The sequence below is a fragment of the Campylobacter sp. BCW_4338 genome, from assembly GCF_001763255.1.
In the GTDB taxonomy this organism is placed as follows: Bacteria; Campylobacterota; Campylobacteria; order Campylobacterales; family Campylobacteraceae; genus Campylobacter_D; species Campylobacter_D jejuni.
The window spans coordinates 40,803-58,867 of the sequence record NZ_MJYJ01000053.1; the positions used below are offsets into that span (position 1 = coordinate 40,803).

Here is an 18,065-nt window from a genome sequence, read left to right on the forward strand (position 1 = left end):
CGGTAGCACTTTAAAATGCGGAGAAAATAAATGGCTAAGATAGCAAAAAGATTAAAAGAATTATCACAAAAAATTGATTCAAATAAAGAGTATGCTTTAAGCGATGCAATTGATACAATAAAGACTTTAAAGTCTGCTAAATTTGATGAGACTGTAGAAATTGCTTTAAAACTTAATGTTGATCCAAGACATGCAGATCAAATGGTAAGAGGATCTGTTGTTTTACCTGCTGGAACGGGTAAAAAAGTTCGTGTTGCTGTAATTGCAAAAGACGCAAAAGCTGATGAAGCGAAAAATGCTGGTGCAGATATTGTGGGTAGCGATGATTTAGTAGAAGAAATTCAAAAAGGTAATATGAATTTTGATGTTTTGATTGCTACTCCAAATTTAATGGGACTTGTTGGTAAAGTTGGTAGAATTTTAGGGCCAAAAGGTTTAATGCCAAATCCTAAAACCGGAACAGTTACTATGGATGTTGCTCAAGCAGTTAATAATGCAAAAAGTGGTCAGGTAAATTTCCGTGTTGATAAGCAAGGAAATATCCATGCAGGTCTTGGTAAAGTAAGTTTTTCCAAAGAACAATTATGGGACAATGTTAGCACTTTTGTAAAGGCAATTAACAAACACAAACCTGCCGCAGCTAAAGGTAGATATATTAAAAATGCGGCTTTATCTTTGACAATGAGCCCTTCTGTAAAGCTTGAAACACAAGAATTGCTTGATATGAAATAAGAGTTGCTTTTTTGCAACTCTTTTGTTTTAAAATAAACATTTGAAAAAATTTTTGATTTTTTGAGATGTTTATTTTAGATTGAAGATAGTCGAGGCATAAGCTTAATTGGATTTCCACTCTACTTGAAATCTCAATCGGAAAGGAGAAAATGTGACTAGAAGCGAAAAAGTTGAGATTATTGCTAAACTTGAAGAAGGTTTTAAAGCTAGTGAAGCTATTGTAGTTTGTAATTACAGAGGTCTTAGCACAAAAAAACTAGAAGAGCTTAGAAATAATGCAAGAGAAAACAATGTAAAAGTTCAAATTGTTAAAAATACTTTGGCTAACATTGCTCTTAACAATTCCGGTAAAACAGGTCTAGTTCTTAAAGATACAAATATTTATCTTTGGGGCGAAGATCAGCTAAGTGTTTCAAAAGTAGCTGCTAAATTTGAAGAAAATAACGATAAATTTGAAATCAAAACAGCTTATATTGAAGGCGAAGTTGCAGATGTTGCTAAGGTTAAAGCTCTTGCTAAAATGCCTTCACGCAATGAGTTGCTTGCTATGCTTTTGCAAGTTTGGAATGCGCCAATTACCAATTTCACAATAGGTTTAAATGCGCTTAAAAATAAAAAAGAATCTGAATAAATTAAATAAAAGGATAAAAAATGGCAATTTCTAAAGAAGATGTATTAGAATATATTTCAAATTTAAGTGTTCTTGAGTTATCAGAACTTGTAAAAGAATTTGAAGAAAAATTTGGTGTGTCTGCTGCTCCTGTAATGGTAGCTGGTGGTGCTGCAGCTGGTGGTGCTGCAGCTGCTGCTGAAGAAAAAACTGAATTTGATATCGTTTTAACTGATGGCGGTGCTAAAAAGATTGAAGTTATTAAAATCGTTCGTGCTCTTACAGGCCTTGGTCTTAAAGAAGCAAAAGATGCAGTTGAGCAAACTCCTTCAACTCTAAAAGAGGGTGTGGCTAAAGCTGAAGCTGAGGAAGCTAAAAAACAACTTGAAGAAGCTGGTGCTAAAGTAGAACTTAAGTAATTTTAAGCTTTAAAGTTTAGAAGAAGATTTGCCAAGGCAAGTCTTCTTTTTTTATTTTTACCTAATTTTTAGGTCTTCTTTTTTAAATTTACAAAATTTACCATGAGGTATGTGCGATATGTTAGATAATAAATTAGGAAATCGTTTAAGAGTAGACTTCTCAAACATTTCAAAACAAATAGAAATCCCAAATCTTCTACAATTACAAAAAAAGAGTTTTGATTATTTTTTAAATCTTGATAATGGTGAAAGTGGTATAGAAAAAGTTTTTAAATCAATTTTTCCTATTCATGATCCGCAAAATAGATTGAGTCTTGAATATGTTAGTAGTGAAATAGGCAAGCCAAAATATACCATTCGCGAATGCATGGAAAGAGGTTTGACTTATTCTGTAAATTTAAAAATGAAAATCCGTCTTACTCTGCATGAAAAAGATGAAAAAACAGGGGAAAAAGTTGGCGTAAAAGATATTAAAGAACAAGAAATTTATATCCGCGAAATTCCTTTAATGACAGATCGTGTATCTTTTATCATTAATGGGGTTGAGAGGGTGGTTGTAAATCAATTACATAGAAGCCCTGGTGTTATTTTTAAAGAAGAAGAAAGCTCAACGGTTGCAAATAAGCTTGTTTATACAGCACAAATTATTCCTGATCGTGGTTCGTGGCTTTATTTTGAATACGATGCCAAAGATGTTTTGTATGTAAGAATCAACAAGCGTAGAAAAGTTCCTGTAACTATGCTTTTTAGAGCTTTAGGGTATAAAAAACAAGATATTATTAAGTTGTTTTATCCTATTCAGACTATACATGTGAAAAAAGATAAATTTTTAACAGAATTTAATCCAAATGATTTTATGGATAGAATAGAATATGATATTAAAGATGAAAAAGGAAAAATCGTTCATCAAGCTGGAAAAAGACTTACAAAGAAAAAAGCAGAACAGCTTATTAAAGACGGTTTAAAATGGATAGAATATCCTGTAGAAATTTTACTTAATCGTTATTTAGCAAATCCTATTATTGATAAAGAAAGTGGAGAGGTTTTATTTGATTCTTTAACTTTGTTAGATGAGAGTAAGCTTGCTAAGATTAAAGAGCAAAAAAGTTTTGATATAGCAAATGATTTGGCTAATGGCGTTGATGCAGCGATTATTAACTCCTTTGCTCAAGATGGAGAAACTCTAAAACTTCTTAAACAAAGTGAAAATATTGATGATGAAAATGATTTAGCTGCGATTAGAATTTACAAAGTTATGCGCCCAGGTGAACCTGTGGTAAAAGATGCAGCGAAGGCTTTTGTAAATGATTTATTTTTCAATCCTGAAAGATACGATCTTACCAAGGTGGGTCGTATGAAAATGAACCATAAGTTAGGTCTTGAAGTGCCTGAGTATGTTACTGTTTTGACTAATGAAGATATTATTAAAACTGCAAAATATTTAATTAAAGTAAAAAATGGTAAAGGACATATTGATGATAGAGATCATTTAGGAAATCGTCGTATCCGTTCTATAGGTGAACTTTTAGCCAATGAGCTTCATTTAGGTCTTGCAAAAATGCAAAAGGCGATCAGAGATAAATTTACTTCTTTAAATGCGGATCTTGATAAAGTAATGCCTTATGATTTAATCAATCCTAAAATGATTACTACAACTATCATTGAATTTTTTACAGGAGGTCAGCTTTCGCAATTTATGGATCAAACCAACCCTTTAAGTGAGGTTACTCATAAGCGTCGTTTGTCAGCGCTTGGTGAAGGTGGGCTTGTAAAAGAAAGAGCAGGTTTTGAAGTGCGTGATGTTCACGCGACACATTATGGTAGAATTTGTCCAGTTGAAACACCTGAAGGTCAAAATATTGGTTTGATTAACACTCTTTCTACTTATGCAAAAGTAAATGAACTTGGCTTTGTTGAAGCACCATATAGAAAAGTTGTAAATGGTAAAGTGACTAATGAAGTTGTTTATCTTACAGCAACACAAGAAGAAGGCTTATTTATCGCACCAGCTTCAACTAAGGTTGATGCTAAAGGCAATATAGTAGAAGAATTTGTTGAGGCTAGACAAGATGGTGAAACTATACTTGCAAGACGCGAAGAAGTGCAATTAATCGATCTTTGCTCAGGTATGGTTGTTGGGGTTGCGGCTTCTTTGATTCCGTTTTTAGAGCACGATGATGCAAACAGAGCACTAATGGGTTCAAACATGCAACGTCAAGCTGTGCCACTTCTTACTGCTTCAGCTCCGATAGTAGGAACAGGTATGGAACAAATTATTGCGCGTGATGCTTGGGAAGCTGTTAAAGCAAAGCGTGGCGGTGTGGTTGAGAAAGTGGATAATAAAAGTATTTTCATTTTAGGTGAAGATGATAAAGGTCCATTTATTGACCATTATACTATGGAGAAAAATTTAAGAACCAATCAAAATACAAATTATATTCAACATCCTATTGTTAAAAAAGGTGATATAGTAAAAGCAGGACAAATTATCGCAGATGGTCCTTCTATGGATCAAGGCGAACTTGCTATAGGTAAAAATGCTTTAATCGCTTTTATGCCTTGGAATGGTTATAACTATGAGGATGCTATAGTTGTAAGTGAGAGAATTATTCGTGAAGATACCTTTACAAGCGTGCACATTTATGAAAAAGAAATTGAAGCAAGAGAACTAAAAGACGGCATAGAAGAAATTACCAAAGATATCCCAAATGTAAAAGAAGAAGATGTTGCACATCTTGATGAGAGCGGTATTGCAAAAATTGGTACCCATATCAAACCAGGTATGATTTTGGTGGGTAAGGTTTCTCCAAAAGGTGAGGTTAAACCAACTCCTGAAGAAAGACTTTTAAGAGCTATTTTTGGGGAAAAAGCAGGACATGTTGTGAATAAATCACTTTATGCAACCGCTTCTTTAGAGGGTGTTGTTGTGGATGTTAAAATTTTCACTAAAAAAGGCTATGAAAAAGATGATCGCGCAATAAAATCTTATGATAAAGAAAAAATGGCTTTAGAAAAAGAACATCATGATAGACTTTTGATGATGGATAGAGAAGAAATGCTTCGTGTTTGTGCTCTTCTTTCCAAAGCCCCTTTAAATAGTGATCAAAAAATTGGAGATAAAAATTATAAAAAAGGACAAACTGCAGATATTAGCGAACTTGAAAAAATCAATCGTTTTACTTTAACAACTTTGATTAAAGCTTATTCTAAAGAGATTCAAAAAGAATACGATGATTTAAAAAATCATTTCCAAAATGAGAAGAAAAAATTAAAAGCAGAACACGATGAAAAGCTTGAAATTTTAGAAAAAGATGATATTTTACCAAGTGGGGTAATTAAGCTTGTTAAAGTTTATATTGCTACAAAGAGAAAGCTTAAAGTCGGTGATAAAATGGCAGGACGCCACGGAAACAAAGGTATAGTTTCAACTATAGTTCCTGAAGTGGATATGCCTTATTTACCAAATGGTAAAAGCGTGGATATTGCGCTTAATCCACTTGGCGTTCCAAGTCGTATGAATATAGGCCAAATTTTAGAAAGCCATTTGGGTTTAATTGGACTTAGACTCGGAGATCAGATTCAAGAAATTTTTGACAGAAAGCAAAAAGATTTTCTTAAAGAATTAAGAGCAAAAATGCTTGAAATTTGTTCTATTCCAAGACTTGCAAGCGAAAAAGAATTTATTAAAAGCTTAAGCAATGAAGAGCTTTTAAACTATGCTAGAGACTGGAGTAAAGGAGTTAAATTTGCTACTCCTGTTTTTGAAGGTGTAAATATAGAAGAATTTAGCAAGCTTTTTGAAATGGCCAAGATAGATATGGACGGCAAAACAGAACTTTATGATGGACGCACGGGTGAGAAAATCGCAGAGCGTGTTCATGTAGGATGTATGTATATGCTAAAACTCCACCACTTAGTTGATGAGAAAGTTCACGCAAGAAGTACAGGACCTTACAGCTTAGTTACCCAACAACCTGTGGGTGGTAAAGCACTCTTTGGGGGACAAAGATTTGGAGAAATGGAAGTTTGGGCACTTGAAGCTTATGGAGCGGCTCATACTTTAAGAGAAATGTTAACCATAAAATCAGATGATGTAGAAGGTAGATTTAGTGCTTATAAAGCATTGACAAAAGGTGAAAATGTTCCAGCAACAGGAATTCCTGAAACATTTTTTGTATTAACCAATGAGCTTAAATCTCTTGCTTTAGATGTTGAGATTTTTGATAAGGATGAAGATAATGAGTAAATTTAAAGTAATAGAAATCAAAGAAGATGCAAGACCTAGAGATTTTGAAGCGTTTCAACTAAGACTTGCAAGTCCTGAAAAAATCAAATCATGGTCTTATGGAGAAGTAAAAAAACCAGAAACTATCAATTATAGAACCTTAAAGCCTGAAAGAGATGGGCTTTTTTGTGCAAAGATTTTTGGACCTATAAGAGATTATGAGTGTCTTTGTGGTAAATACAAAAAAATGCGTTTTAAAGGCGTTAAGTGTGAAAAATGTGGTGTTGAAGTAGCAAATTCAAAAGTGCGTCGTTCTAGAATGGGGCATATTGAGCTTGTAACTCCTGTGGCTCATATTTGGTATGTTAATTCTCTTCCAAGCCGTATAGGGACGCTTTTGGGTGTTAAGATGAAAGATCTTGAGCGCGTGCTTTATTATGAAGCTTATATCGTTGAAAACCCAGGAGATGCTTTCTATGATAATGAAAGTACTAAAAAAGTGGAATATTGCGATGTTTTAAACGAGGAGCAATATCAAAATTTAATGCAACGCTATGAAAATAGTGGCTTTAAAGCAAGAATGGGTGGAGAAGTTGTTCGTGATTTACTTGCAAATTTAGATCTTGTAGCGCTTTTAAATCAGCTTAAAGAAGAAATGGCGGCTACAAATTCAGAGGCTAAGAAAAAAACCATCATTAAACGCTTAAAAGTTGTAGAAAATTTCTTAAATTCAAATTTAAACGCCAATACCGATAGCGATGAAGCCGTACCAAATCGTCCTGAATGGATGATGATTACAAATCTTCCAGTTTTACCGCCAGATTTGCGTCCTTTAGTGGCTTTAGATGGTGGGAAATTTGCAGTTTCTGATGTGAATGACTTATATCGTCGTGTTATTAATAGAAATACACGTCTTAAAAAACTTATGGAACTTGATGCACCTGAAATCATTATAAGAAATGAAAAAAGAATGCTCCAAGAGGCTGTTGATGCACTTTTTGACAACGGTCGTCGTGCTAATGCTGTAAAAGGAGCAAATAAACGCCCATTAAAATCTTTAAGTGAAATTATTAAAGGCAAACAAGGACGTTTTAGACAAAACCTACTAGGTAAGAGGGTTGATTTTTCAGGTCGTAGCGTTATTGTTGTAGGTCCAAAACTTAGAATGGATCAATGCGGTTTACCTAAAAAAATGGCTTTAGAGCTTTTTAAGCCACATCTTTTAGCTAAGCTTGAAGAAAAAGGTTATGCAACCACAGTAAAACAAGCTAAAAAAATGATAGAAAACAAAACTAATGAAGTTTGGGAATGTTTAGAAGAGGTGGTAAAAGGGCATCCTGTTATGTTAAACCGTGCGCCTACTTTGCATAAACTTTCTATCCAAGCTTTTCATCCTGTTTTAGTGGAAGGTAAGGCTATACAACTTCATCCTTTGGTTTGTGCAGCATTTAACGCGGACTTTGACGGGGATCAAATGGCAGTGCATGTACCGCTTTCTCAAGAGGCCATTGCAGAATGCAAAGTGCTTATGCTTTCATCAATGAATATTCTTTTGCCGGCAAGCGGTAAGTCTGTAACCGTTCCATCTCAAGATATGGTTTTAGGGATTTATTATCTTTCACTAGAAAAAGCTGGTGCTAAAGGTTCGCATAAAATTTGTACAGGTATTGATGAAGTGATGATGGCGCTTGAAAGCAAGTGTTTGGATATTCATGCGAGTATACAAACTATGGTAGATGGTAGAAAGATTACCACTACAGCAGGAAGATTGATTATTAAATCCATTTTACCTGATTTTGTGCCTGAAAATAGTTGGAATAAAGTCTTAAAGAAAAAAGACATTGCCGCGCTTGTGGATTATGTTTATAAACAAGGTGGTTTAGAGATTACAGCAAGTTTCTTGGATAGACTTAAAAATTTAGGTTTTGAGTATGCAACTAAAGCAGGTATTTCAATTTCGATTGCAGATATTATTGTTCCTAATGACAAGCAAAAAGCTATCGATGAAGCAAAAAAACAAGTAAGAGAAATTCAAAATTCTTATAATCTTGGTTTGATTACTTCAGGGGAAAGATACAATAAAATCATTGATATTTGGAAAAGTACAAATAATGTCCTTTCAAAAGAGATGATGAAGCTTGTAGAAAAAGATAAAGAAGGTTTTAACTCTATTTATATGATGGCAGATTCTGGTGCTAGGGGTAGTGCGGCTCAAATTTCTCAGCTTGCTGCGATGAGAGGACTTATGACTAAACCTGATGGTTCTATTATCGAAACTCCTATTATTTCGAATTTCCGTGAAGGGCTAAATGTTCTTGAATACTTTATTTCAACTCACGGTGCTAGAAAAGGTCTTGCAGATACCGCTCTTAAAACAGCAAATGCGGGTTATTTGACAAGAAAACTTATCGATGTTGCACAAAATGTAAAAATTACTATTGAAGATTGTGGAACGCATGAAGGTGTTGAAATCAATGAAATTACCGCAGATAGTTCTATTATAGAAACTTTAGAAGAAAGAATTTTAGGCAGGGTTTTAGCTGAAGATGTGATCGATCCTATTACAAATTCTGTGCTTTTTGCAGAAGGTACTTTAATGGATGAGGAAAAAGCAAAAATTCTTGGAGAAAGCGGTATAAAAAGTGTCAATATCCGCACTCCTATTACTTGCAAAGCTAAAAAAGGAATTTGTGCAAAATGTTATGGTATCAATCTTGGCGAAGGTAAATTAGTAAAACCAGGTGAAGCAGTAGGAATTATTTCCGCTCAATCTATCGGCGAGCCAGGGACGCAGCTAACTCTAAGAACTTTCCACAGCGGGGGGACTGCAAGTACGGATTTACAAGATAGACAAGTAAGCGCACAAAAAGAAGGTTTTATAAGATTTTATAATCTTAAAACTTATAAAAATAAAGAAGGTAAAAATATCGTAGCAAATCGTAGAAATGCGGCGATTTTACTTGTGGAGCCAAAAATCAAAACTCCATTTAAAGGTGTGATTAATATAGAAAATATTCATGAAGATGTGATTGTTTCTATTAAAGATAAAAAACAAGAAGTAAAATACATACTAAGAAAATACGATCTTGCTAAACCAAATGAATTAGCAGGCGTAAGTGGTAGTATAGATGGAAAACTTTATTTGCCATATCAAAGTGGTATGCAAGTAGAAGAAAATGAAAGTATCGTGGAAGTGATTAAAGAGGGTTGGAACGTTCCTAATCGTATTCCTTTTGCGAGTGAAATTTTAGTAGAAGATGGCGAGCCCGTGGTACAAAATATCAAAGCAGGAGAAAAGGGAACGCTTAAATTTTATATCCTTAAAGGCGATGGTTTAGATAGAGTAAAAAATGTTAAAAAAGGCGATATTGTTAAAGAAAAAGGATTCTTTGTGGTGATTGCTGATGAAAATGATAGAGAAGCAAAAAGACACTATATCCCAAGAGAATCTAAGATAGAATTTAATGATAGTGAAAAAATCGATGATGCAAATACCATCATTGCAAGTGCTCCTAAAAAAGAAAGAAAAGTGATTGCAGAATGGGATGCTTATAATAATACTATCATTGCAGAAATTGATGGTGTTATAAGCTTTGAGGATATTGAAGCAGGTTATAGTGCTGATGAGCAAATTGATGAAGCTACAGGTAAGCGTTCTTTAGTGATTAATGAGTATTTGCCAAGCGGAGTTAGACCAACTTTGGTAATTGCAGGAAAAGGTGATAAGGCTGTGCGTTATCAGCTTGAACCAAAAACCGTTATTTTTGTTCATGATGGTGATAAAATCGCTCAAGCAGATATTTTAGCAAAAACTCCAAAAGCTGCAGCTAAATCAAAAGATATTACAGGAGGTCTTCCAAGAGTTTCTGAACTTTTTGAAGCAAGAAAACCAAAAAATGCGGCTGTGATTGCAGAAATTGATGGTGTTGTTCGTTTTGATAAACCTTTGCGTTCTAAAGAAAGAATTATTATCCAAGCAGAAGATGGTACAAGTGCTGAGTATTTAATAGATAAATCAAAACACATTCAAGTAAGAGATGGCGAGTTTATCCATGCAGGTGAAAAACTTACAGATGGAGTTGTTTCAAGTCATGATGTGCTTAAAATTTTAGGTGAAAAAGCCTTGCATTATTATTTGATTTCTGAAATTCAACAAGTTTATCGCGGACAAGGTGTTGTGATTTCTGATAAACATATAGAAGTTATCGTTTCTCAAATGCTAAGACAAGTAAAAGTTGTAGATAGTGGACATACGAAATTTATCGAGGGTGATTTGGTTTCAAGACGTAAATTCCGTGAAGAAAACGAAAGAATCATTAGAATGGGTGGAGAACCTGCTATTGCTGAGCCTGTGCTTTTAGGTGTAACAAGAGCAGCGATTGGAAGTGATAGTGTGATTTCTGCAGCTTCATTCCAAGAAACTACTAAAGTTCTAACCGAAGCAAGTATAGCGGGTAAATTTGACTACTTAGAAGATTTAAAAGAAAATGTTATTCTAGGTAGAATGATACCTGTTGGAACAGGGCTTTATGGTGAACAAAATTTAAAACTTAAAGAACAAGAATAACTTTTTATCAATAGCCCTTTTTTAGGGCTATATTTCCTCATTTAAATATTTTTTAACTAAATTATAAGCAAAAATTAGATATCATCCAAAGTTTATTACATTTTTAAAGAAAGGAATTATTGTGCCTACCATAAATCAATTGGTTAGAAAAGAGCGCAAAAAAGTTTTAGAAAAATCTAAATCTCCAGCGCTTAAAAATTGTCCACAAAGAAGGGGAGTTTGCACTAGGGTTTATACTACAACACCTAAAAAACCAAACTCAGCGTTAAGAAAAGTTGCCAAAGTAAGACTTACTAGTGGCTTTGAAGTGATCAGCTATATCGGCGGTGAAGGTCATAACTTGCAAGAACACAGCATTGTTTTAGTGCGTGGCGGTAGGGTAAAAGACTTACCAGGGGTTAAATATCACATCGTTCGTGGTGCTCTTGATACAGCAGGTGTTGCAAAAAGAACAGTTTCTCGTTCTAAATATGGTGCTAAACGCCCTAAAGCAGGCGCTGCAAAATAATCATTCATACAGACAAATCCGTTAGATTTGATTTTGTTTGAGTAAAATTTAAAATTTGAAGGAAAAATAATGAGAAGAAGAAAAGCTCCGGTAAGAGAAGTCTTGCCTGATCCGATTTATGGTAATAAAGTAATCACAAAATTTATTAATTCTTTAATGTATGATGGTAAAAAAAGCACAGCTACAACAATTATGTATGGTGCTTTAGAAGCTATTGATAAAAAAGGTGGCGAGAAAAAAGGTATTGATATTTTTAATGATGCGATTGAAAATATCAAGCCTTTATTAGAAGTGAAATCTCGTCGTGTAGGTGGTGCAACCTATCAAGTTCCAGTAGAAGTTCGCCCTGCTAGACAACAAGCTTTGGCGATTCGTTGGATTATTTCTTTTGCAAGAAAAAGAAGTGAAAGAACTATGATTGATAAACTTGCAGCTGAGCTTTTAGATGCTGCTAATAGCAAAGGTGCTTCATTTAAGAAGAAAGAAGATACTTATAAAATGGCTGAAGCAAATAAAGCATTTGCTCACTATCGTTGGTAAGAAGGAGTGTGTATGTCAAGAAGTACTCCTTTAAAAAAAGTTAGAAATATCGGTATTGCTGCTCACATCGATGCGGGTAAAACGACTACATCTGAAAGAATTCTTTTCTTTACAGGCATGAGTCATAAAATCGGTGAAGTTCATGATGGTGCTGCAACTATGGACTGGATGGAACAAGAGAAAGAGCGTGGGATTACTATCACTTCTGCGGCTACAACTTGTTTTTGGAAAGACCATCAAATCAACCTTATTGACACTCCAGGCCACGTTGATTTTACAATTGAAGTTGAAAGATCTATGCGTGTTCTTGATGGTGCTGTTGCGGTATTTTGTTCAGTGGGTGGGGTGCAACCTCAAAGTGAAACAGTTTGGAGACAAGCAAATAAATACGGTGTTCCAAGAATAGTATTTGTAAACAAAATGGATAGAATCGGTGCAAATTTTTACAATGTAGAAGATCAAATTCGCAACCGTTTAAAAGCTAATCCAGTTCCACTTCAAATTCCAATTGGTGCTGAGGATAATTTTAAAGGCGTAATCGATCTTGTAACTATGAAAGCTTTAGTTTGGGAAGATGATACTAAGCCAACTGATTATGTAGAAAAAGAAATTCCAGCTGAACTTAAAGAAAAGGCAGAAGAATATCGTACAAAAATGATAGAAGCAGTTTCTGAAACTTCAGATGAGTTGATGGAAAAATATTTAGGCGGAGAAGAATTAAGCCTTGAAGAGATTAAAACAGGGATTAAAGCAGGATGTTTAAGTCTTTCTATCGTTCCTATGCTTTGCGGTACAGCGTTTAAAAATAAAGGGGTTCAGCCTTTACTTGATGCTGTTGTGGCTTATTTACCAGCTCCTGATGAAGTGGCAAATATCAAGGGTGAATATGAAGATGGCACAGAAGTTTCTGTAAAATCAACCGATGATGGCGAGTTTGCAGGACTTGCATTTAAAATCATGACAGATCCATTTGTAGGACAACTTACTTTCGTGCGTGTTTATCGCGGTTGTTTAGAAAGCGGTTCTTATGCTTATAACTCAACTAAAGATAAAAAAGAAAGAATTGGTCGTTTGTTAAAAATGCACTCTAACAAAAGAGAAGAGATTAAAGTGCTTTACGCAGGAGAAATTGGTGCTGTTGTAGGACTTAAAGATACTTTAACAGGGGATACTCTTGCAAGTGAAAAAGATAAGGTAATCCTTGAAAGAATGGATTTTCCAGATCCAGTTATTTCTGTTGCAGTTGAGCCAAAAACTAAAGCTGATCAAGAAAAAATGTCTATTGCTTTAAATAAATTAGCACAAGAAGATCCAAGTTTTAGAGTTTCTACAGATGAAGAAAGTGGTCAAACTATTATTTCAGGTATGGGTGAGTTACACCTTGAAATTATCGTTGATAGAATGCTTCGTGAATTTAAAGTTGAAGCTGAAGTAGGTCAACCACAAGTTGCTTATCGTGAAACTATTAGAAAAGCTGTTGAACAAGAATACAAATACGCTAAACAATCAGGTGGTCGTGGTCAGTATGGACATGTATTCTTACGCCTTGAACCACTTGAGCCAGGTAGTGGATATGAATTTGTTAATGATATCAAAGGTGGGGTGATTCCAAAAGAATACATTCCTGCAGTTGATAAAGGTGTTCAAGAAGCATTACAAAATGGTGTTTTAGCAGGTTATCCTGTAGAAGATGTTAAAGTAACTGTTTATGATGGAAGTTATCACGAAGTGGATTCATCTGAGATGGCGTTTAAACTTGCTGCTTCTATGGGCTTTAAAGAAGGTGCTAGAAAAGCAGGCGCTGTGATCTTAGAGCCTATGATGAAAGTCGAAGTAGAAACTCCTGAAGATTACATGGGTGATGTTATTGGCGATCTTAACAAACGTCGTGGTCAAGTAAATAGCATGGATGAGCGTGGTGGAAATAAAATCATCACAGCATTTTGTCCTTTGGCTGAAATGTTTGGTTATTCAACTGATCTTAGAAGTCAAACTCAAGGTCGTGCGACTTATTCTATGGAATTTGATCACTATGATGAAGTTCCTAAAAATGTTGCGGATGAAATCATCAAAAAAAGAAACGGTTAAATTTTTAGCGGGATTTTTCCCGCTTTCTGTCCTCGTAGCTCAGCAGGATAGAGCGCAAAATTCCTAATTTTGAGGCCGTGAGTTCGAATCTCGCCGTGGACACCAAGTAGTAATTCATTAAGTAATATTAAGATACAAAATACACTATTTTAACAACTTTTCTACATTAAAATTTTTCATTATGATTGAAATTTTTTCTATTTTTTCTTATAATTCTGTAGCCATTTATGTAGCCAAAGTAAAAAAGCTAATTCTGGCTACAAAAATACTAAAAAAAGTTTTTTTAATGCTAACTCAAAAAGATATAGACAATTTAGAAATAAAAGATAAAAGGTATATGATTAGCGTAGGAGAACCAAAAGAATTATATGTCCGAGTTAATCCAACGGGTAAAAAAGTTTTTTATTTAAGAGCTTCAAAATTTAAAAATTTTATAACAATAGGGGAATGCCAAAAAGGTGTTTTAAATGTTACAAATGCAAGAGAAAAAGCAAAAGATCTTTTAAAATCAATGTATGATGGAAAATTTATCGGCAAAAATGATAAGATTATGATACTTGAAAAAGCAAATTTTCTTTATGTTGATATAAAATCTAAAAAATTAAATTCAGCTACAATCAAAAAAGAACAGTCAATTTTTAAAAAATATATTATTCCAACTTTGGGATAAAAAGATATAAATGAATTGAAAAAAGATGATTTTCTACCTATTTATGATTTAATGCAGAAAAAAGGAATATACGAAACAATAAATAAAAATATATCTTTGCTATGTAGGATATTTGAGATTAGTAGACAAAGAGGTGACTTAAAAACAGATATAATACTTCAATTGAAAGATTTAAAGAAATTTTACAATGAAGCAAATCACAATAAAGTTAAACATTTTAAAGCTATAGTAGAAGAACAAGAAATAAAAAATATGTTAGAATGTATGAAAGAATATAAAAATCATCCACGGACAAATACAACTGTAATTAATGCAATTTATTTTACGCTTTTAACAGCACAAAGAAGTAAAAATATTCGATTTGCTAAATGGAGTGATATTGACTTTGAAAACAATCTTTGGATTATAAAAGCAGATGAAATGAAAGTAAGAACTAATGGTGATAATATTATCCCTTTAAATAAATATGCTTTAAAGATACTAGATATACAAAGAATTTTAAATGGAGATAAAAAGTATATTTTCGCTAATAATAATGGAACTATTAGCGAGAATTTTGCTGTAAGATTTTTTAAATTTTATAATTTAGAGCACACTATACATGGATATCGTTCTACTTTTAGAAGTGTTTATACTAATAAAAGCAATGAGTTAATTCAGCAAGGTATTAGTAAAGATATAGCAGAAATGATATTGCATCATATAAGCGGCAATGAAATAGAAAGGGCTTACAACAGAGCCAAGGCAATTGATTTAAGAGTAAAACTTATGCAATGGTATGGAAATTACTTAAATTCTCTTTGTGAGTTTTGCTTTTAATGTCTTTTAGCTTTAAGCCATTTTCTATTTCTTTTATTTCATATCTTATGGATTTTCCTATGCGAATGTAAGGTATTTTACCATCTTGTCTTAACCTAAATAATGATGTTATACTAACTCCTAAATATTCGCTCAATTCTTTTTCTCTAAAATATTTTTTAACCATTTTCAATTCCTAATCTTTTATCTATAATTTCAAAAATAGTATCCTTGTAATAACTCCAAAGCCATTTTTATTCTTCATCTTCTAAATTATCAACGCTTAAATTACGCCATTCTTTTATTGTTTTAGTATCATAACCTAAATTCATTATGGTTTTTTGTAAAAGTCATAACATAGGTATCAAAGACAACACTAAAGATATTTTTCATATCTCCTATACAATCCCTAAGATCTACATTTTCAAATATACAATTTTCAAATTCTGTTCTTAGAAAATTACAAAAATGGAAACTTGCCACACTAAAATCGCAATCGATAAAAGATGCATTCTTGCTTGAAATATCATTTAAATTAGCGTTTTTAAAACTAGCACCATTTATAAATACATTATCAAAATCCAAACCACTTAAATTTAGATTTTCTAAGTTTGCATCATTTAAAGAAATACCTTCTAAAATGCAATACTCAACTAATTCTTTTTCATTTTTTCTATCATCTTTGATAATGATAGTTTCATCAAGTCTTTTTAAAATTCCCATCTCATCTCCTTAATATTTTTTTCCATTTTTCTTCGTATTCATCATAATTTTGCCAATAATCAAGAGTTTGTTTTAGCTTCTTAACAACAGCATCCCAAGTTGTTATTTTTGTACTTTCTAATGCTATTTTTTCAGCTAAAAATTCAAATTCCCATTCTTTAAAGCAAAGCATATTATAATCCTTAGCTAGTATTTTTCTAAGCTCTAGTAATTCTTCCTTGCTAAGCTTTCTTTTAAAGCTTAACTCCTTTTTATTTTCTAAGTCGTATTTTAGGGCTTTGATTTTGTTTTCATAATGTTCCTTTTGTTGTTTTAATTGAGATTTATAACCTATTTTTTGATGATGATTTAAAGAATTAAGCCTTAGATTTTCATCGCTTAGGGTTTTAAATCTAGCCTGTGTTTGCTCTCTTAAAAGCTTAGCTACTTTTTTGCGGTATTCTTTAGCCTTAGGACTTTTTATAAAAAAGCCTAGCATATAAACACCTTCTAAGGTCCATTTGATTACTCTTTGTCTTCCGCCTTTGGTTTGCTCATAATCATAGAAATAGTGTATATTTTCTATGAGCTCATCAGCGTGATAGTTTTTAGTGCTATTTATGTTTTGTTTTGAAGTTTCATAAGATATTGCAACTTCTGTATTTAAAAAAATTGTTTTTGGGGTTAAAGTTTGCATAATTACTCTTGCTTTTTAATTTAAAAGCAAGAGTGTTTTATAAGTTTAGTGTTGTTTTTTTACCTTTTTATAAGCTTTGTAAGCCTCATAAGAAGCAATAATAAGGCAAATTGTTAAAAATCCACTGATTATATATTCGCCGCTCATTTTTTCTCCTTTCTATCTGCATAAATACTAAGTGCCATAAGTGCCACACTGCCAAACACTATATAAGTGTTATTTAGTGTGATGTTGCCACTAAGTAAAGTATAATTACCATTGACAAATAAGCCAAGTCCTATGTTCTTAAGTAACTCTAACATAGTCAAATTTTAACAAAACTAACTTAAAACACTCTTACTTTAAAAGAACATTACAGAATTATTCTGTATTCTTAGAGTAATTATACATAAATATTATATAAAAGTCAATATATTTTATAGAAAATATATATATTTTTTAAAAATAAATATATAAATTTTCTGTATTTTAAAGGTATAAAGAATTTCTTTACACCTTTAAATGCTTATTTTTGAAGCTCTTTAAATAATCTTACAAACTCATCAAGTATTTTAAGTCTTGTTTTTAAACGATGATTTTCTAATACCAAATTTAAAGATTTTTTAGCTTGTAAAGGCAAATCATTATCATTAGCTACCCATTTTTGAATAGTAGTAAGATGCACCCCCAAAATCTCGCTTAACTCCTTTTGTGTGATATTTAACTCTTTACAAACTCTTTTAACAATGTTTTCTTTCTCTTCTGCCATGCTACTCCTTTCTTTTATTCTAAAAATATTTTATCTTTTATGTTAAAAATTCTATATAAAATGATTTTATTTTTATCGTTTTTATAATACTCTAAATCTACTAAAAAATTAAATCCATAAGGATTTTTCAAAACTTCTTCGGCTATTTTCTCATCACTAAAACTAACATCAACCGCATAAGGACTTAAAGCATCGCACTTTGCCTTATGTTTTGTTTTATTGTCTATTTTATTTGTAGTTTTATACATCGTTATCAAAGCATTTTCATGTATCTTTTGATATTCAATTTCCTTTTTTTCGCAAATGTAATTAGCATTTTCATAAATAAGCTCAGCTTCATCACTATTTATTCTCAAAAGTTCTTCACCTTTATGATTGATAAAAAAAGTATTTTGATTTATAGTAACGGGTGCAAATATATTTTTTAAATTATTGGCATTATACTTAGTAAAATGCGGATTTTCTTCTATTTCTTCTATACTTTTTGATTTGATATTTTTAAAAGATATAATAAGTTCTATAAATTCATTTAATGCTTGAATAGGTGCAATAATAGGCAAAACTTCTCCTGCTATTTCAAAAACCAAAGAATATATATCACTGCCAGTTTCAACTTTTTCTAAAAAAATTTTACTTTGTGTTATACCGTGCTCTTTTGATATAAAACTATCCATTAATTTTTGAAAACTTAACAAAGAATTAGCCATTATCCCAAGTTCTATGTTTTCTTCATGGATAATTTTTATTTTAAAATTAACAAT

Annotated in this window: 15 protein-coding genes, 1 tRNA gene and 1 pseudogene; 11 read left to right on the top strand and 6 right to left on the bottom strand. The window is 32.5% G+C overall.

Annotated elements, in window-relative coordinates:
- The first annotated feature begins 30 nt into the window (after positions 1–30).
- The 11 genes from rplA to AJN69_RS10375 all read left to right on the top strand — a co-directional run bounded on the left by rplA (position 31) and on the right by AJN69_RS10375 (position 15,178).
- The gene (gene rplA / locus AJN69_RS05765) at positions 31–732 is read left to right on the top strand and encodes a 50S ribosomal protein L1 (RefSeq protein ID WP_002854928.1); all 702 of its coding nucleotides are present in this window, start codon (positions 31–33) and stop codon (positions 730–732) included.
- A 151-nt stretch (positions 733–883) separates the two neighbouring features.
- Positions 884–1,363 carry a 50S ribosomal protein L10 gene (gene rplJ / locus AJN69_RS05770; protein WP_002866976.1) on the top strand — a complete coding sequence of 160 codons (480 nt, stop codon included), beginning with the start codon at positions 884–886 and terminating at the stop codon, positions 1,361–1,363.
- 20 nt (positions 1,364–1,383) lie between these two features.
- Positions 1,384–1,761, top strand: coding sequence for a 50S ribosomal protein L7/L12 (gene rplL, locus AJN69_RS05775; RefSeq protein WP_002854820.1), 378 nt, complete (start codon positions 1,384–1,386; stop codon positions 1,759–1,761).
- Positions 1,762–1,870: 109 nt separating this feature from the next.
- Positions 1,871–6,007 (top strand): DNA-directed RNA polymerase subunit beta, encoded by a 4,137-nt coding sequence (gene rpoB, locus AJN69_RS05780; RefSeq protein ID WP_072223748.1) that lies wholly within the window; start codon positions 1,871–1,873, stop codon positions 6,005–6,007.
- Positions 6,000–10,553, top strand: a complete 4,554-nt coding sequence (rpoC, locus tag AJN69_RS05785) for a DNA-directed RNA polymerase subunit beta' (protein ID WP_002891814.1) — start codon at positions 6,000–6,002, stop codon at positions 10,551–10,553. Before rpoB ends, rpoC begins: the two co-directional genes overlap by 8 nt.
- A 121-nt stretch (positions 10,554–10,674) precedes the next feature.
- Positions 10,675–11,061, top strand: coding sequence for a 30S ribosomal protein S12 (gene rpsL, locus AJN69_RS05790; RefSeq protein ID WP_002782934.1), 387 nt, complete (start codon positions 10,675–10,677; stop codon positions 11,059–11,061).
- Between the two features lie 69 nt (positions 11,062–11,130).
- Positions 11,131–11,601, top strand: a complete 471-nt coding sequence (rpsG, locus tag AJN69_RS05795) for a 30S ribosomal protein S7 (RefSeq protein WP_002779471.1) — start codon at positions 11,131–11,133, stop codon at positions 11,599–11,601.
- Between the two features lie 12 nt (positions 11,602–11,613).
- The gene (gene fusA, locus AJN69_RS05800) at positions 11,614–13,689 is read left to right on the top strand and encodes an elongation factor G (protein ID WP_053872511.1); all 2,076 of its coding nucleotides are present in this window, start codon (positions 11,614–11,616) and stop codon (positions 13,687–13,689) included.
- Between the two features lie 28 nt (positions 13,690–13,717).
- Positions 13,718–13,794 (top strand) — tRNA-Arg (locus AJN69_RS05805).
- 76 nt (positions 13,795–13,870) lie between these two features.
- The gene (locus tag AJN69_RS10370; RefSeq protein ID WP_250537506.1) at positions 13,871–14,359 is read left to right on the top strand and encodes an Arm DNA-binding domain-containing protein; all 489 of its coding nucleotides are present in this window, start codon (positions 13,871–13,873) and stop codon (positions 14,357–14,359) included.
- 162 nt (positions 14,360–14,521) lie between these two features.
- On the top strand, positions 14,522–15,178 hold the full coding sequence (locus AJN69_RS10375) for a site-specific integrase (RefSeq protein WP_250578764.1): 657 nt from the start codon (positions 14,522–14,524) through the stop codon (positions 15,176–15,178).
- On the opposite strand, the gene AJN69_RS05815 is transcribed toward AJN69_RS10375, so the two are convergent.
- The 6 genes and pseudogenes from AJN69_RS05815 to AJN69_RS05835 all read right to left on the bottom strand — a co-directional run.
- Positions 15,126–15,344 (bottom strand): AlpA family transcriptional regulator, encoded by a 219-nt coding sequence (locus tag AJN69_RS05815; RefSeq protein ID WP_070273998.1) that lies wholly within the window; start codon positions 15,342–15,344, stop codon positions 15,126–15,128. The two genes, AJN69_RS10375 and AJN69_RS05815, sit on opposite strands and share 53 nt — an antisense overlap.
- A pseudogene (locus AJN69_RS05820) lies at positions 15,337–15,880 on the bottom strand (pentapeptide repeat-containing protein). Before AJN69_RS05820 ends, AJN69_RS05815 begins: the two are co-directional and overlap by 8 nt.
- Position 15,881: 1 nt before the next feature.
- Positions 15,882–16,556, bottom strand: coding sequence for an antirepressor (locus AJN69_RS05825; protein WP_070248390.1), 675 nt, complete (start codon positions 16,554–16,556; stop codon positions 15,882–15,884).
- Positions 16,557–16,699: 143 nt separating this feature from the next.
- Entirely contained in the window at positions 16,700–16,858 is a 159-nt protein-coding gene (locus tag AJN69_RS10090; protein ID WP_180365761.1) for a hypothetical protein, read from the bottom strand.
- A 203-nt stretch (positions 16,859–17,061) separates the two neighbouring features.
- Complete coding sequence (locus AJN69_RS05830; RefSeq protein WP_070287959.1) at positions 17,062–17,304, bottom strand: helix-turn-helix transcriptional regulator; 243 nt, start codon at positions 17,302–17,304, stop codon at positions 17,062–17,064.
- Positions 17,305–17,318: 14 nt separating this feature from the next.
- Positions 17,319–18,065: RloG protein (locus AJN69_RS05835; RefSeq protein WP_070287961.1), on the bottom strand; the 747-nt coding region annotated here is incomplete at its 5' end.

Excerpts from the sequence above, each read along its gene's own strand:
- AJN69_RS05830 (WP_070287959.1), bottom strand. The coding sequence starts at position 17,304 with ATGGCAGAAGAGAAAGAAAACATTGTTAAAAGAGTTTGTAAAGAGTTA.
- rpoB (WP_072223748.1), top strand. The coding sequence starts at position 1,871 with ATGTGCGATATGTTAGATAATAAATTAGGAAATCGTTTAAGAGTAGAC.
- AJN69_RS10090 (WP_180365761.1), bottom strand. The coding sequence starts at position 16,858 with ATGTTAGAGTTACTTAAGAACATAGGACTTGGCTTATTTGTCAATGGT.
- rplL (WP_002854820.1), top strand. The coding sequence starts at position 1,384 with ATGGCAATTTCTAAAGAAGATGTATTAGAATATATTTCAAATTTAAGT.
- AJN69_RS05825 (WP_070248390.1), bottom strand. The coding sequence starts at position 16,556 with ATGCAAACTTTAACCCCAAAAACAATTTTTTTAAATACAGAAGTTGCA.
- rpsG (WP_002779471.1), top strand. The coding sequence starts at position 11,131 with ATGAGAAGAAGAAAAGCTCCGGTAAGAGAAGTCTTGCCTGATCCGATT.
- fusA (WP_053872511.1), top strand. The coding sequence starts at position 11,614 with ATGTCAAGAAGTACTCCTTTAAAAAAAGTTAGAAATATCGGTATTGCT.
- AJN69_RS10370 (WP_250537506.1), top strand. The coding sequence starts at position 13,871 with ATGATTGAAATTTTTTCTATTTTTTCTTATAATTCTGTAGCCATTTAT.
- rpoC (WP_002891814.1), top strand. The coding sequence starts at position 6,000 with ATGAGTAAATTTAAAGTAATAGAAATCAAAGAAGATGCAAGACCTAGA.
- rplA (WP_002854928.1), top strand. The coding sequence starts at position 31 with ATGGCTAAGATAGCAAAAAGATTAAAAGAATTATCACAAAAAATTGAT.
- AJN69_RS05815 (WP_070273998.1), bottom strand. The coding sequence starts at position 15,344 with ATGGTTAAAAAATATTTTAGAGAAAAAGAATTGAGCGAATATTTAGGA.